Genomic DNA, 15,919 nt, shown 5'->3' on the forward strand with positions numbered 1-15,919 from the left:
AACAAAAAACTTTAGTATAATGAATAAACTAATTATAAGTATATTCACCCTGTTATTGGTGGCGGTCAGTGGTTTTGCACAGACCGTAACCGGTACGGTGACAGATAACTACGGGCCGGTAATAGGTGCCGCAGTAATGGTGCAAGGCACAAAAATAGGTACTACTACCGATATGGACGGAAACTTTACACTGACCAATGTTCCTGATGTGAATAAAGCTGTGTTGACTATCCGTTATGTCGGAATGAATGAAGTGAAAGAACCGTTGAAAGGACGTACTTCCGGAATTCATATTCAGATGACGGAAGCCGTCGGACAACTGGATGATGTGGTCGTAATCGGTTATGGTACACAGAAAAGAGGAAATCTGACTGGTTCGGTATCGAGTGTATCGGGCAAGGTTCTCGAAAAAGTACCGACTGCTTCCGTTGCAGAGGCTATTGTCGGTAAAATGCCGGGTGTGCAGGTGACGGCAGTGGATGGATCACCGGATGCGGAAATTAAAATATTGGTGCGTGGTGGAGGTTCGATCACGCAGGACAACAGTCCGCTGATCTTGGTAGACGGATTTGAAGTGGGAAGTTTAAATGATATTCCACCGACAGATGTAGAGTCCATCGATGTCTTGAAAGATGCTGCTTCTACGGCAGTTTATGGAGCTCGCGGTGCTAATGGTGTCATTCTGGTGACTACTAAACAAGCTAAGGAGGGACGCGTATCTATCAATTTAAATACTTACTTGCAAACAAGCACATTGTCAAACAAGCTGGACGTGATGGATCCCTACGAATATGTTTTGATGCAATATGAGAATGCCCGTCAAAAGAATTCCATACCCGACGATTTCTTTAATAAGTATGGACAAGCATATGAATTCTATATTTATCAGGGAGATAAAGGAACGGACTGGCAGGATGAAATTTTTGGAACAAATCCGGTATCTAAATATGTAGACCTTAGTATCAATGGTGGTACAGAGAAAACGAAGTATAAAGTGGCATTTATCCATCAGGACCGTCCTAGTGTAATGATGGGGAACGGGTTGAAACAGAACAACCTGAATGTGAGTCTGAATACCCAGCTCTTTAAATTCCTGACTTTTGAGTATCGCACCCGTTTGTTGCATAAAGAAGTGGACGGTTCCGGTACGGATGGGGTGAGTCTTTTGGATGCACTCCGTCAGGCACCCACTGAAGGATTGGATGAATATATGAAGTTGCCGGAAGATGATACTTATTATGATCCTGATTTATTGGATGAGAAAACCCGCTTTAACCCGAAAGAAGAATCTGAAAAGAATTATAAGAAAAGAATTAATAAGTCTCTCAATACGATAGGTGCTCTGACTTGGAATATAATGAAAGGCATGACTTTTCGTACGGAATTCGGCTTTGAAAATAATACAGAGGAGTCTCGAAGTTTTTGGGGCACTGATACACCTAACGCCAAGAATAATAATAACCAGCCAATGGCTGAGTGGAGTATGTCTCAAGGTTCCAAATGGCAATTGTCCAATGTGTTTAACTATAACTTTATGTTGGATGACGCGCATGATATTCAATTGATGGTCGGACAAGAAATGAAGAGTTCCCAATCCAGCCGTAAGACCTATACTACCCGCTATTTTCCAGTGAATACAACTGCGGAAAAGGCATTTGATAACCTGTCTTTGGGTACTCCTTACGAGAATAAGTCTTCTGCCGGTTCGCCCACACGCATTTCTTCTTTTTTCGGTCGTGCTTACTATGGATATAAGGATAAATATCTCGCTACCGTGACCTTGCGTGCCGATGGTTCATCGAAGTTTGCTTCAGGCAATCGCTGGGGATTTTTTCCGGCAGCAGCTGTTGCATGGCGTATGTCTAATGAGGACTTTTTGAAAGAGAGTGAAGTGGTGTCGAACCTTAAATTGAGAGTAAGTTATGGTGCTTCTGGAAATGACCGTATCTCTTCCGATATTTATCAGAAATTGTATGGTATCAGCAGCAGCCGGCCTGCGGGTTGGGGAGAAACGAGCCGGTACTATTATCAATTTTATAACACGAAAGAACTATATAATCCCCATGTAAAATGGGAGACTACCATTACCCGTAACCTTGCCGTTGACTTCGGCTTTTTCAGAGAACGGTTAAGCGGATCATTGGAATTCTATTGGAACACGGTGAAAGACTTACTGCTTTCTTCTACTATTCCCGGCTATACAGGCTACACACATCTTATGGAGAATGTGGGACAGACTTCGAACCGAGGGGTGGAATTGTCTCTGACCGGTTATATCATCGACCGTCCGGACTTTACATTGAACGCGACGTTTAATATCGGTCGTAATAAAAACAAGATCGACAAGCTGGCTAGTGGTGAAAAGGAAATGGTGCTTTCTTCTGGCTGGGCAGGCTCTCAACTCTTGAATTCAGATGATTATCGTGCCTACGTAGGAGGTACTACCGGTTTGATCTATGGATTTGTGAATGACGGTTTCTATACAGTGGATGATTTCAAGCCATTTGATTCAAAATCCAGAACATGGACATTGAAAGACGGAGTCGTAAACTCCAGCCCGTTGTCCGGTGACCCGCGTCCGGGTAATGCCAAATTTAAAAAACTGACTCCGGTGGATGAAAATAGTGCCAATCCGTATACGTTGACGGATGACGACCGTACGGTGATCGGTAATACGACTCCGAAGTTCTCGGGAGGATTTGGACTCAATGCAACTTTTAAAGGTTTTGATGTAAGCACGTTCTTTAATTTTATGTATGATTTCGATGTGTTCAATGCCAATAAAGTAATGATGACTACATGGTCAAGCAATAATTATAACAACTTCAGCATGGATATCTCTGCTTCGAAGCGTTGGCGTAATTTTGACGATATGGGTAATGAAATTCGTTACAGTCCGGAAATTCTTGCAGAGTTTAATAAGAATGCGACGATGTGGAATCCGACTTCTATCGGACGTCCCATTGCGATGTCGTATGCAGTGGAAGACGGTTCTTTCCTGCGTCTCAATACGATTACTATCGGCTATACACTGCCACGTGTATGGACCAATAAAGTGGGTTTGAGCAAAGTACGTTTCTATGCGTCAGGTTACAACCTGTTTACGATTACCGGATATAGCGGTTATGATCCGGAGGTAGACATTGCTACCGGATTAACGCCGAATATCGATAATAACAGATATCCGAGAAGCCGCACATACACGTTCGGTGTGCAATTGACCTTTTAATAAACTAACTAAAATGAAAGAACAATGAATAAGAAGTTATTATATTCAACCATAGCCTGCGCGATGCTCTCTTTCACATCTTGTAATGACTTTTTGGATGTGGAGCCTCCTTCAGGATTTACCCCCGGATACGTTTTTACTTCAGAAGAGGAAGCTAAAGCATTGATGACTAAAATGTATTCTGCAATGACAGAAGACGGTATGTATGGCAGTACGCTTGCCAACAGCCTGAATACGAATACGGATGTAGAAATGTCTTCCTTTAAGAATAATACCGTAGCGGCCACCGGTGCGGATATCGGTTGTTTCGATTCCAAACCCTACTGGAATACGTTGAATAGTACATGGAACAATATGTATTCCGTGATCAATTATGCGAACGACTTCCTGCATGAAATGGAAAATTCCTCTTTGTTCTCCTTACAGATAAAAGAGGAGGGACCGACTGAAATACAACAGATGTACGGAGAGGTGAAAACACTTCGTGCGATGCTTTATCTGGATTTGATTCGTACATGGGGAGATGTCGTCTTTGTGACCGAACCTTCGAAATCCACAGATGATTTCTTTTCAGTCGGTGTGACGGAACGGAACAAGATACTGGAATACCTGATTGACGAGTTGATTGATGTAGAGCCGATGATGAAATATGCCGCCGATCTGGATTACGGAGTAGAGCGTGCTTCCCGCGAATATTGCCAGGCACTTATCGGACAACTGGCTTTGTATCGTGGAGGATGGTCTTTACGTCCCGATAAAGAGAATCCGGACAACGTGGGATATATGGAACGTGGTGACAATTTCGAGCATTATTATGATATCGCTATCACCTATCTGGGTAAAGTAATCAAGGAAAACAAGCATGATTTGAAACAGAGTTACGAAGAACTTTGGTACAATGAATGCAATTGGACGACGGCGAATAATGACGATGTGATTTTTGCTATCCCTATGCTGAAAAGTGTGACCAGCCGTTACGGGTATAATGTAGGTGTAACGATTGCCGGTGACAAGCACGAGTATGGAAGTGCCAGCAACTATCTGCATTATTGTGGTACGTATATGTTTACATTTGATGGGGATGATTTGCGTCGTGACGTTACGTGTGCTCCTTACAAATACGATAAGAACCTGAATCAGGAGATGGATATGGGAATCGCCGGCATGGGAGTAGGTAAATGGTCGAAACTTAAAATGAAGTCTCCGTTAGGCTCTTCCAGTGGTGCGGGAACGGGTATCAATAGCATACGCATGAGGTTTGCAGATGTGTTGTTGATGTATGCTGAAGCGGTGAACGAGCGGTTCGGACCGCGTGATGATGCAAAGGAAGCGATGAAGAGGGTAAGGCGGCGTGCGTTTGATTCTTCTTTGTGGGCTTCGAAAGTAGAATCTTACGTAGAAAGCCTGAATAGTGAAGACGATTTCTTTAAAGCGATCATGGACGAACGAAAATGGGAATTTGGGGGTGAAAGTATCCGTAAATATGACTTGGCCCGTTGGAATAAGTACAGTGAGGTGATCTATAATCTCTATTTTGAAATGATTAATTGGGGGTTGGTTGCCAATGGTACCTATATACCGGGTATTGATAAAGTACCTGAAAATATTTATTATAAGTCAGTCCCTGATCCGGAACATCCGGACAGAACCATTCTGGATATAGTCGGCATTGAGAAAGAAGAATTCGGAACGGGTAAACCTGCCGGTTATCAAACGTTGGCATACGCTATTGGATGGAGAGTCCTGAACTCGGAAACGCAGCAATTTGAGACCTTGAAAGAGATTTCCTGGAGTTTCAGAGGATTTATCAATCTGAATAACGACAAGAGTGTGAAACCTTCTGATCCGTTGAGATATTTGTGTCCTTATCCTTCACAAGTAATTACAGACCATAGAGGGGCTATTCAAAACTATTATGGATATTAACCAGTAAAAATGAATGTTATGATGAAGTTACTATATAGATTGACAACAGTCTTATTGCCTGCTTTGTTGTGGGGAGCGCTTTTCACAAGTTGCCAAGACGACCAATATAACAAAATAGACGATCTGTTTCAGCCCAGATTCGTATTGGAGAAACCGGAGGTGAAGAGTAATTCTATTACTTTGGTGTGGTATAAAGTAAATGATGCATCATCCTATACGGTAGAGTTGCATCAGGATACGTATTACAAAAGTTTGTTTATGTCGGTAGATACAACTGAGCCATTTGTCTTTCTGGACGATATCCCTTATGGAACAACGTTCTATATTCGTGTGCGTTCGAATGCGGCAAATGCAGTCAATAATTCTCAATGGACTTATACGAATGCTTCTACAGAGGCCAGACCGGAATATGCGAAGTTATTGGAAGACGTATCAAAAACAGAGATAACAGAAAACTCTGCTATCATTCGTTGGAAAGTAGATGTACAGAATCCGGTGGACAGTATCAGCGTGATGCCGATGATGGACAAAACTTTAGCGAATGTATCCCGTTATCTGACTGAAGAGGAAAAAGCACAGGGACGTGCCGAAGTGACTGGTCTGGATAAGAATACACTGTATGCGGTTAATATTTACGATACAAGTAAGCCGAGGAAATATGACAAACCTTATAATCAGGCTACTTTCCGTACAGCGGGACCGGCTGCCGAATCTATTACGGTAGGTTGGGATGATGATTTGACGAAACTTCTGACTGATAATAATGATAATGCGGAGATTCCGGAGGGTACCGAATATTTCTTGCCGGCTGGTTCTTCTTATCGTTTGAGTCCATTTGCAATAAAGAAAGGTTTCCGGCTGGTCGGTAGCACGGAAGGCATTAAGCCTATTGTCACTATGGAATCTTCATGGAATGTGGTTGCCGGATCTTATATTTCCGGTATAGAGTTTGTAAATGTCGAATTCCGGCAGGAGATATTGAATAGTTATTTCTTTAATAGTGGTAATGCATACACGCTGGAGAATATCAGTTTCGTTAATTGCGACTTCTATGGATTCGGACGTGGATTCTGGCGTCATCAGGGAGCTAACAATAAACATCTGATGAACTTCGAAATGGAAGGCTGCAAGTTTGAACAATGCGGTTGGCAGACAGGTGCATACGGTACGTTCCATCTTGGATCGACAGACAAGGAAGGTAACTCTTATGATCATCTGGAAAGAGTTATTTTCAGAAACTGCACATTCAGTAGAGATAACAACAGTACAGACGGCTGGGGCTGGGGTAACATCTTCTATGCTCCCAATCTGGACAAACCTATTCATCTGGAATATAAAAATGTAACCTTCTACAGCTTCTGTCGCAATCAGCGTATGATTAATATACAGTCTGCTGTTGGTTCGGAATTGGTGTTGGAAGGAGTAGTCTTGGCTTCACCGTGTGGTGAAATTTATTCAATCGGTGCCAATACTACCACTAGCTTCTCTAACAATTATACAACGAAAGATTATGCGTTGGGTGGTAGTAAGATCAATGCAACCGATTTGGATATGACTGCTGCCGAACTGTTTGTTGACCCGGAAAAGGGCGATCTGACAATCAAGGATTCGAATTCTCCGATTGTCACTAATCGTTCCGGTGATACTCGTTGGATTCCATAACCGGATCATTGTCAGGACCATACTGGTTATGAACAGGTAATCGTTTTTCTGAAAACAAATGGCCCTTGGGAAAAGAAACCGGGGGCTGTTTTTTTCCTCTATATAAAATTTACATAATTGAAGTATGAAGAAGATACAATGCATTTTACAGGGAGTCATCTTGCTGTTCTCCTTGTGTTCCCCAGTCTGGGGTGCTGATGGGAGGGGGCTTATAGATAGGAATCATTCCGGTGAAAGTAATTCTCCTTTTCAGGCTGTAGTGGCAAGAGATGGCAGTGGTGATTACAGAACGGTGCAAGAGGCTATTGATGTCGCACCCGAAAATTCAAAGACGCCTTGGTGTATATTTGTGAAGAATGGGTCTTATCGAGAGTACCTATTTATACCAAAGACAAAAACATTCATCCATTTGATAGGACAGGACAAAGATAAAACCATCATTCACCACAGTCTGAATGTGGGTGGCAAACCTGAGGCTACTTCGACAGATACGGACTATTGGAGGCATTCTGTTCATAATCCGGAATCGGATGTCTATAAATACGATGGCAGTGTAGTGAAGATTGAAGCGCCTGATTTCTATTCGGAAAACATCTCTTATGTTAACGATTGGGGAGTGGATAGCCAGAAAGGGCCGCAAGCTTTGGCAATGAGCAGTCAGGCGGATCGTATCGCATTTAATAATTGTAACTTCCGTTCTTTTCAGGATACATGGATGACTACAGGCAATGATACTGCACGACATTACGTCAAAGATTGTTGGATTGAAGGAGCGGTAGATTATTTCTATGGCGGAGGAAATGTACTGGCGGAAAATTGTACTTTCTATAATACTCGTAGCGGTGCTATTATTGTAGCTCCTTGTCATAAGGAAGCGAAATGGGGGTATGTTTTCAGAGACTGTACGATAGATGGTAACGAAGCGGCGGCTAATGTAAAGAAGTGGGGGGTGAAACTGGGACGTCCGTGGCATAATTCGCCAAAGACGGTTTATATTCACACTACTATGAATATTCCCATTTCTCCTGAAGGTTGGGCAAATATGGGTGCAATCCCTGCTTTGTTTGCCGAATATGACAGTCGGGATGCCGCGGGTAATGTCCTGCAACTGGATCAGCGTAAGACGGAATATGAGGGACGTGGTGAGAATGCTCCGAAAGGAACCAGTCGTGCGGTGATTACGGCAGAAGAGGCTGCTACTTATACTTATGAGAATATAATTCCCGGAACAGATCAGTGGAATCCCCGCGTGATGATGGAAAAACTTCCTGCTCCGAAGGGGCTTAAAAGAAAAGGCCGGAGACTGGAGTGGAAAAGTGTGAAGGATGCGACGGGGTATATTGTTTTCAGTGGAGACAGGGTAGTAGGTATGACACGTGGAATGTATCTGACTCTTCCTGAATATCCGGTGATGATATTGCAAGTTTGTGCCGTGAATCAGTATGGTTCTTTGGGAAATAAGGCGATTCTTTCCCGTTGAAAATAAATAGTATATTTCAATAGGTTTTGATACATAATAAAGATAAGTATGAATAGATTTTTGAAAAAGGATTTCAGAGTAATGCTGATGGGACTCTTGTTATTGGCATCTTGTCAGGCATATTCAAACTCGGAGGATCAAACGATAGAAATGGAAGATTTATATAAAGACCTTCCTTTCTCCATGCCTAAAGTGGAACGTCCCGTTTTCCCCGATTATCAGGTGAGTATCTGTGATTTTGGAGCAAAAAGCAATGGTGTGACGCTGAATACAGAGGCTATTAATAAGGCTATCAAAGCGGTTCACGACAAAGGCGGGGGCAAAGTGATCATTCCGGAAGGCTTGTGGCTGACAGGTCCCATTGTTTTGCAGAGTAACGTCAATTTGCACGCTGAAAAGAATGCTTTGATTGTATTCAGTAGTGATACTTCTTTATATCCAATCGTCACGACTTCGTTTGAAGGATTGGATACGCGACGTTGCCAGTCGCCTATCTCGGCAATAAATGCGGAAAACATAGCCATCACCGGCTACGGTGTTTTCGATGGGGCGGGAGACCGGTGGCGTCCCGTCAAAAAGGATAAGATGACGGATAGACAATGGAAAAAGTTGCTTCAATCCGGTGGTAAGGTAGATGAAAGCGGCAAGGTGTGGTATCCTGATGAAGGTGCTTTAAAGGCTTCCGTGCTTATGGCAGACTGGGGAAATAAGCGTCCGGACATGGATATAAAAGAATGGGAAAAAATGAAAAGCTGGTTGCGCCCTGTTCTGCTAAGCATTGTGAAGAGCAGAAAGGTGCTTCTGGAAGGCGTGACTTTTAAAAATTCTCCGAATTGGTGCCTTCATCCTTTGTCTTGCGAATCCCTGACGTTGAATGATGTAAAGGTGTTCAATCCGTGGTACTCGCAGAATGGGGATGCGCTCGATGTGGAATCCTGCAAGAATGTACTGATAACGAACTGTTTCTTCGACGCGGGTGACGATGCAATCTGTCTGAAATCGGGAAAGGATAAAGACGGGCGCAGGCGTGGAGAGCCTTGCGAGAATGTGATTGTGAAAAACAATACCGTGTTGCACGGTCATGGCGGATTCGTCATTGGTAGCGAAATGTCCGGCGGCGTGAAGAATGTGTATGTATCCGAATGTTCGTTTATCGGTACGGATGTAGGGCTGCGGTTCAAGAGTGTCCGCGGTCGTGGCGGTGTTGTGGAGAATATCTATATCAACCATATCAATATGATAGACATTCCGAATGATGCCTTGATTGCCGACTTGTATTATGCCACCAAAGGTGCTCCGGGCGGGCCTGTGCCGGATGTTACCGAAGAAACTCCGGCATTCAGGAACATACATATCTCGGACGTGTTCTGCAAGGGAGCCGGACGGGCGGTGTATCTGAACGGACTTCCCGAAATGCCGATTGAGAACATTTCCATAAAGAATATGGTGGTAACGGGCGCGAAGCAAGGTATCGTAATTAATAAAGTTGCAAAGATTAGCATAGAGAATGTGGATATAGAAACTCCCGATGATTCGATGATACAGATAGAGAATACAACAGGTATTACTATCAATGGCAAAGAATATGGGACAATTTCAGAAAAACGGCTGCTTACAAAGAATTAATAGAGTTCAAATTAAGGGTTGGATAACAGCTTGTCCAACCCTTTTCTCATAGGTTCCGAGGTGTTTCTCATCTTATTCTCATACTCCTTTCCTTCTTCAGTTTAATTGGCAACTTTCTGTTGTTTATAGCTTTTCTGTGTATTATTTACCGTATACTTATCTGTTTTTCCTTCATCATAACCGTTTTTTCTTACCACTATCCGGTTTGTTGCACTCTAGTGAACAGATCGTTGCATTCCAGCAGGGCAGACGCATTAAAAATCATTATCCTGTAAAAGTTTTGATAAATATTTTTCATCCCACCCAGCTTTTAGCCTTTTTAGATTCATACTTCCTTTAGTTGTTTTATCCTTCTTCAGGATAGTAAGTGCCATTTTTGTTGCTGCGGAAAAGTTTCTGGCTGCATTTTTGACCTTTTTACTATAGTCTTCTCGAAAGGTAACATCCAGTTGCCAATGCAGATTATTTTCAATAGACCAATGCTGTCTGATGGCAGAGGAAATTTCGTCCGGTTTGGTATTATCCATTGAAGTTACATAGTATCTTACCTCTTGTGTATATTCTCCTGTTGCCACTATTGTTCTTTCCGATTTTATCCCAACAACAGACTTCAGTCCCACAAGTTTCTTTTTAAACATTTTTTCCATTATAGGTCCATAACTAACTACAGTACAAGTTCTTGTCTCTATCCTTCCATGTCCGGTATTTTGAGACACATGCCTGGTGACTCTATTGATTATTTCGTCTTTATCCTGATAATCTTCAATGATCTGTTTGGTCAGTTGATAGTTTTTCTTCTTGTTATCCTTTATAGCTATAATATAATTTGCGTCACGCTCAATGATGGTCCGTGTTATATCTGTCTGGCAGCCCATCGCGTCAATTGTGACAATGCAATCATTGAGATCCAAAGAGTTTAGTAACAATGGAATAGCGGTAATTTCATTACTTTTATCATCCACCTTCACTTGTCCTAAAGAAATTCCATTGGCAGCGGACCATGCGGAAACCATCCATAATTTGAATCCTTCCTTTCCCGTCGTATGTTCTCCGTCACATTTACTTGGACCACGCATAAGTTTGCCATCTATAGCTATAACCCCTTTCACCTCCTGACAGACTTGTTTGACCCAATTACGGAAGATCAACTCAAAATATTCGGGCTTTATGATGCTAAAGAATCTATTAAAAGTATCATGGCTGGGTATGAACTCCAGATTAGGTATGCGACTTTTGAAAAAAGCAATTTTGGCATTGCCAAATTCCTCAATCTCATTCCAGGATTGGGCACCACAAATTACAGCAGCAATGGATATATAGACGATGGTTTCCATTTTATGGACTTTTTTACGGTTCATTCTAGGATCTTCTATTTGTTTACAAAGGTCAATTATCCCTATTTTCATGTTAGTTTATGTTTTATAATATCTTATAAAGATAAGGAAAATAGTCGAAATAAGAAAGAATTAATAAGTTAATAATCAATTATATAAATAGAATGAAAACAGGAGTAGGATAGTAAAAAATATAATGCGTCTGCCCTGTGCATTCCAGTGAACGGTTCTTTCCACTAGAGTGCAAGGATCTGTTCACTGGAGTGCAACGATTGGTTTCCTCCTTAGAAAAAACGGTATTATCCATTGATTAATAACTTATTAACGAGTACATTTCATATAAACAAACAATGAATTGTTTGTAAAATGTCATTGCTGTAGGAATAAAAGCAGTACACACGAAAAGAAGCAATAAGTTCTGTTGATGGGAAATCAATCCTCCGGATACACTATGAGAAATGCCTCCAGTAAGTATGAGAAATGAGGTAAAATCCGGGGCGTTTGGCCAAAAAACTATGAGAAATGCCTATTTAGAAATCATTTCTCATAGACTATCTGTTTGACAGTCTTTGCTTTATATGAATACTATGAGAATATGAGAAATGAAAATGAAAAATCTTTTGCAGGAGGAAGCGAAAGTTGACAGAAAAAATGGTGTTTAATTCCTAGGCCGATCTATTCCAAGTTATTCCAATCATTTGGTTCTGTTATAAAATCTAATAATGCCTCCTAAAAATAACGATGGTTAATTTCACGGCGGTTAATTTTCGCCATTACTTGCTGTTATAGTCTGCCCTCATAGCTATATCCCCGATGAATAAAGGGATTAAAGTAGCTTATGAGGGCATGAGGGTAAAATTATAAAATCGTTATAGAGAGTGATTGCAAATCGTCGGCGGATGAACTGCTACCATAAAGTACCTTGTATGTTCCGGTCAAAGGACGCATCGTATTAGTGGCGGTATCAAACCACTCGAATGATTCGTAGGGAAGCTCGATTGTTACATTTTCGGTCTTGCTTTTGGATATGTTGACCCGTTGGAAACCACGAAGAGTTTTTTGCGGACCTTCTTTGTCGTCAGGACGGCAGATGTATACTTGAACCACTTCTTCACCGTCTCTCTGTCCGACGTTACTTACCGGGATAGTAAGGATGGCTTTTTCGCCTTTGGCTAGTTTCGACTGGTTCAGTGTGGCTTTCCCATAAGAGAAATGGGTATAACTTAAACCGTAGCCGAATGGATAAAGAGGAGTTTCCGCCATGAAACGATAAGTACGTCCCTTCATCGAATAATCTTCATAGTCCGGTAATTGCTGCAAACCTTTATAGAAAGTGATAGGCAGACGTCCGGCAGGATTGTAATCTCCGAAAAGAACATCAGCAACGGCTGTTCCACCTGCCTGTCCGGGATACCATGCTTGCAGGATAGCATCGCAATTCAGCGTTTCGGGCACGATGGCCATCGCCGAACCGGAGAAATTGACGAATACTGTTTTCTTTCCATTCTTTTTCAGAAGAGCAAGAACTTCGCGCTGGATGGCGGGTAATTCGATTTCTGTACGGTCGCCACCTTTGAATCCGGGATCGGATACCCGCATGGATTCTCCTTCCAACAGGGGAGAGATACCTCCGGCAAAGATAACTACATCTGCGCTTTGCAACTTGTTCAGGATTTCACGGGCATCCATAGGAGTTTGTTTCGCCAGGTCGAAGTTCAGTGCAGGATTGTCTTTTACTTGAATAAAATGCAACTCAATGTCGTAACTCTTTCCTGCTTCGTAGTTGAAAGAATACAGATTGGTATGATTCTTGATGTTGGTGGCTTCAGCTATTTGCTTGCCGTTGAGGAATAAAGTGACTCCTCCGTTCGTCATCACGCGGAAAGTGGCGGCACCGGAATCCACCGGGCGGAAAGTGGAACGATAGATGGCGGTGAAGTTTTTCAATCCTACACCGGGAGCAAATACGGTAGAACCTTCGGCACTGAAATGGAAAGGAGTGGTTAGGCGGTCGGTTGCGGCAATCTTGCCTTTGTATTCGCGGTTATTCCAGTAGGTGGCGTTGAATCCGGCTTCTCCGTCGATACTGCACTGGTTGAACAGGCTGTGCAGGGTGGTGTCGTTTGTATATCCGCATACAGGTTCGTAGATGATTTGTGCGTCGGGCAGTTTGGCGCGTATTCCTTCCAGTAAAGTAACGGTATGTGAAGGGAAGCCGTTGTAGTTGCCCCATTGCATGACCGAGTCATTGGCATTGGGGCCGATGACTGCCACTTTCATCTGGCGGTTTAATGGAAGGATATTGTTTTTGTTTTGGAGCAATACCAGACTCTCATGTGCCATTTTCAGTGCCAGTTCTTTGTGTTTGGGACAGTCGATAACAGAAAATGGAATGTTACTCCAAGGATGAGTCGGATTCATTTCTCCCAGTTCAAAGCGGGCCTTCAGTAGTCTTTTGACTGATGTGTTGATTTTCTCTTCCGAAATCAGCCCTTTTTTCACAGCATCGGTGATGCTTTTGAAGTTGCCGCCACATTCGAGATCCGTTCCGCTTAAAACAGCGTCGGCAGAGGCATGGGTGGCATCGGGATGCGTTTCATGTTTCTTGCGTTGGAAGAAGTCTCCGATTGCTCCGCAGTCGGAGACTACGATTCCTTTGAATCCCCAGTCGTTGCGGAGAATTTGGGTTAACAGACGGTTGCTGCCGCAGCAGGGATCGCCTTCGAAACGATTGTAGGCGCACATCACTTCTTTAACTCCTGCTTTTTGTACCAGTTCCTTGAAGGCAGGCAGATAGGTTTCCCATAAATCTCTGGGTGCGATGTTTTCTGCGTTGAAGCTGTGACGGTTCCATTCGGGACCCGAGTGCACGGCAAAGTGTTTGGCGCAGGCATGAAGTTTGTCATATTCGGCATCTTCCGGTCCTTGCAGGCCTCTGACTACTGCCATTCCCATCCGACCGCTCAAGTAAGGGTCTTCGCCATAGGTTTCCTGTCCCCGTCCCCAGCGGGGGTCGCGGAAGATATTGACGTTGGGAGTCCACATGGTCAGTCCCTGATAACGTTTATAATGTCCTTTTTCATTGAATTGGCGGTTCTTGGCACGTGCTTCATCGGATACGGCATCAAAGACTTCATATAGTAATGCGTCGTTGAAAGAAGCGGCCATACCTATGGTTTGCGGAAAGACAGTAGCCAGTCCGGCACGGGCAACGCCATGAAGGGCCTCGTTCCACCATTCATACGGCTTAATGCCAAGCCGGGGAATAGCCGGTGAATTGTTTTGCATCAACGCCACTTTTTCTTCTAATGTGAGGCGTTGAAGTAAATCATCCGCCCGTTGTTCCACAGTCAGCTTCGTGTCCTGATAGGGATACTTGCTGGGTTGTTGTGCCTGTACATTTACCCCTTGAATTCCGATAAAACAGGCAATGATCCATTGCTTTTTCATTTTCTAGTTTTTTTGGTTTTTAGATTTGAGACTGCAATAGTACGCCCTTTTCAATCTTTTTGTGGGGAATATCCGGTAGAAAAGGAGGATTTCCTATGCAAGGCTTATTTGGAGCCGATAAATCCATTGACCTGTTCAAAGATAAAAACATTTTGTTGAATATAGTATAAGTTTTACAATGTAAATAGAATGATACCAAAATGTTGGTTTAATGCTTATATCAGAGATCTGTCTTGTTGAAATTTGAGTTTTTAAAAGATAATCATAGCTGGCTTATAGATATTTACTACATTTGCGAACGACCGGTAATATTTCCGGTTATTTATAGAATATCCTTTTTGTACATTGTACGTTGGGGATATTCCTGTTTGTATAAGAAATAATAAATAATGGATATTGGAGGAGGCAAATGAATAGTGATTATAAAGTTGGCGATTTAATTTATGATGCAGATATTTATGATGGAATGAATACCAGCATGGATGATTTGCGATTTTATAAGCGGTGGCTACCCAAAAACAAGGATGCCCGAATTCTTGAGCTTTGCTGTGGAACTGGCAGACTTACTCTTCCTATTGCAAAGGATGGATATGATATAAGCGGGGTTGATTACACTGCTTCAATGCTCCACCAGGCAAAGATGAAAGCTTCCGAGGCTGGACTAAAAATCAATTTCATTCAGGCGGATATCAGGACGCTGGATTTACAGGAGAAGTACGACCTTATTTTTATTCCATTTAATTCGATCCATCATTTATATGAGAATGAAGATTTATTTAAGGTACTTCATGTCGTTAAAAATCACCTCAAAGACGGAGGCTTGTTTCTGTTGGATTGTTTTAATCCGAATATTCGGTATATAGTTGAAGGTGAGGAAGAGCAGCAGGAAATAGCCACGTATACAACTGGCGATGGAAGAGAAGTCTCGATAAAGCAGACAATGCGATATGAAAATAAAACCCAGATTAATCGGATCGAATGGCATTATTTTATCAATGGTGAATTCAATTCTATTCAAAATCTGGATATGAGAATGTTTTTCCCTCAAGAGTTGGATTCATATTTGGAATGGAATGGTTTTAGTATTATTCATAAATATGGAGGATTTGAAGAAGAAGTATTTAATGATGATTCGGAAAAACAGGTGTTTGTTTGTCAATGTAAGTTTGGATATTGATGTGTTGTTGACAGGCAAATCTCTTCATCTTGTAT

At 42.4% G+C, this 15,919-nt stretch carries 8 protein-coding genes; 6 read left to right on the forward strand and 2 right to left on the reverse strand.

The genetic code is table 11. The features are described from left to right. Nucleotides 1–19 precede the first annotated feature (19 nt). The 5 genes from AB3G73_RS22280 to AB3G73_RS22300 all read left to right on the forward strand — a co-directional run bounded on the left by AB3G73_RS22280 (nucleotide 20) and on the right by AB3G73_RS22300 (nucleotide 9,923). The gene (locus tag AB3G73_RS22280) at nucleotides 20–3,229 is read left to right on the forward strand and encodes a SusC/RagA family TonB-linked outer membrane protein (RefSeq protein WP_367745627.1); all 3,210 of its coding nucleotides are present in this window, start codon (nucleotides 20–22) and stop codon (nucleotides 3,227–3,229) included. 24 nt (nucleotides 3,230–3,253) lie between these two features. Then, nucleotides 3,254–5,155 (forward strand): RagB/SusD family nutrient uptake outer membrane protein, encoded by a 1,902-nt coding sequence (locus AB3G73_RS22285; RefSeq protein ID WP_004309423.1) that lies wholly within the window; start codon nucleotides 3,254–3,256, stop codon nucleotides 5,153–5,155. A gap of 18 nt (nucleotides 5,156–5,173) precedes the next feature. Then, nucleotides 5,174–6,817 (forward strand): DUF5123 domain-containing protein, encoded by a 1,644-nt coding sequence (locus AB3G73_RS22290; RefSeq protein ID WP_004309424.1) that lies wholly within the window; start codon nucleotides 5,174–5,176, stop codon nucleotides 6,815–6,817. 124 nt (nucleotides 6,818–6,941) lie between these two features. Continuing rightward, a complete protein-coding gene (locus AB3G73_RS22295) occupies nucleotides 6,942–8,297 on the forward strand; it encodes a pectinesterase family protein (protein WP_367745628.1) in 1,356 nt (451 codons plus the stop codon). 87 nt (nucleotides 8,298–8,384) lie between these two features. Then, entirely contained in the window at nucleotides 8,385–9,923 is a 1,539-nt protein-coding gene (locus tag AB3G73_RS22300; protein ID WP_254883808.1) for a glycoside hydrolase family 28 protein, read from the forward strand. A 254-nt stretch (nucleotides 9,924–10,177) separates the two neighbouring features. Here the strand turns inward: AB3G73_RS22300 and AB3G73_RS22305 are convergent, their stop codons facing one another. Together AB3G73_RS22305 and xyl3A are read right to left on the reverse strand one after the other, a co-directional pair. Beyond that, nucleotides 10,178–11,329 (reverse strand): ISAs1 family transposase, encoded by a 1,152-nt coding sequence (locus AB3G73_RS22305; protein ID WP_367744371.1) that lies wholly within the window; start codon nucleotides 11,327–11,329, stop codon nucleotides 10,178–10,180. 786 nt (nucleotides 11,330–12,115) lie between these two features. Then, complete coding sequence (gene xyl3A, locus AB3G73_RS22310; RefSeq protein ID WP_367745629.1) at nucleotides 12,116–14,707, reverse strand: xylan 1,4-beta-xylosidase; 2,592 nt, start codon at nucleotides 14,705–14,707, stop codon at nucleotides 12,116–12,118. 409 nt (nucleotides 14,708–15,116) lie between these two features. Here xyl3A and AB3G73_RS22315 point away from each other — a divergent pair, with 409 nt between their 5' ends. Further along, nucleotides 15,117–15,884 carry a class I SAM-dependent methyltransferase gene (locus AB3G73_RS22315; protein WP_367745630.1) on the forward strand — a complete coding sequence of 256 codons (768 nt, stop codon included), beginning with the start codon at nucleotides 15,117–15,119 and terminating at the stop codon, nucleotides 15,882–15,884. Nucleotides 15,885–15,919: the final 35 nt, after the last annotated feature.

The sequence above is a fragment of the Bacteroides sp. L008 genome (genome assembly GCF_040812255.1).
Lineage (GTDB): Bacteria > Bacteroidota > Bacteroidia > Bacteroidales > Bacteroidaceae > Bacteroides > Bacteroides vicugnae.

Excerpts from the sequence above, each read along its gene's own strand:
- AB3G73_RS22280 (WP_367745627.1), top strand. The coding sequence starts at position 20 with ATGAATAAACTAATTATAAGTATATTCACCCTGTTATTGGTGGCGGTC.
- AB3G73_RS22285 (WP_004309423.1), top strand. The coding sequence starts at position 3,254 with ATGAATAAGAAGTTATTATATTCAACCATAGCCTGCGCGATGCTCTCT.
- AB3G73_RS22290 (WP_004309424.1), top strand. The coding sequence starts at position 5,174 with ATGATGAAGTTACTATATAGATTGACAACAGTCTTATTGCCTGCTTTG.
- AB3G73_RS22295 (WP_367745628.1), top strand. The coding sequence starts at position 6,942 with ATGAAGAAGATACAATGCATTTTACAGGGAGTCATCTTGCTGTTCTCC.
- AB3G73_RS22300 (WP_254883808.1), top strand. The coding sequence starts at position 8,385 with ATGGGACTCTTGTTATTGGCATCTTGTCAGGCATATTCAAACTCGGAG.
- AB3G73_RS22305 (WP_367744371.1), bottom strand. The coding sequence starts at position 11,329 with ATGAAAATAGGGATAATTGACCTTTGTAAACAAATAGAAGATCCTAGA.
- xyl3A (WP_367745629.1), bottom strand. The coding sequence starts at position 14,707 with ATGAAAAAGCAATGGATCATTGCCTGTTTTATCGGAATTCAAGGGGTA.
- AB3G73_RS22315 (WP_367745630.1), top strand. The coding sequence starts at position 15,117 with ATGAATAGTGATTATAAAGTTGGCGATTTAATTTATGATGCAGATATT.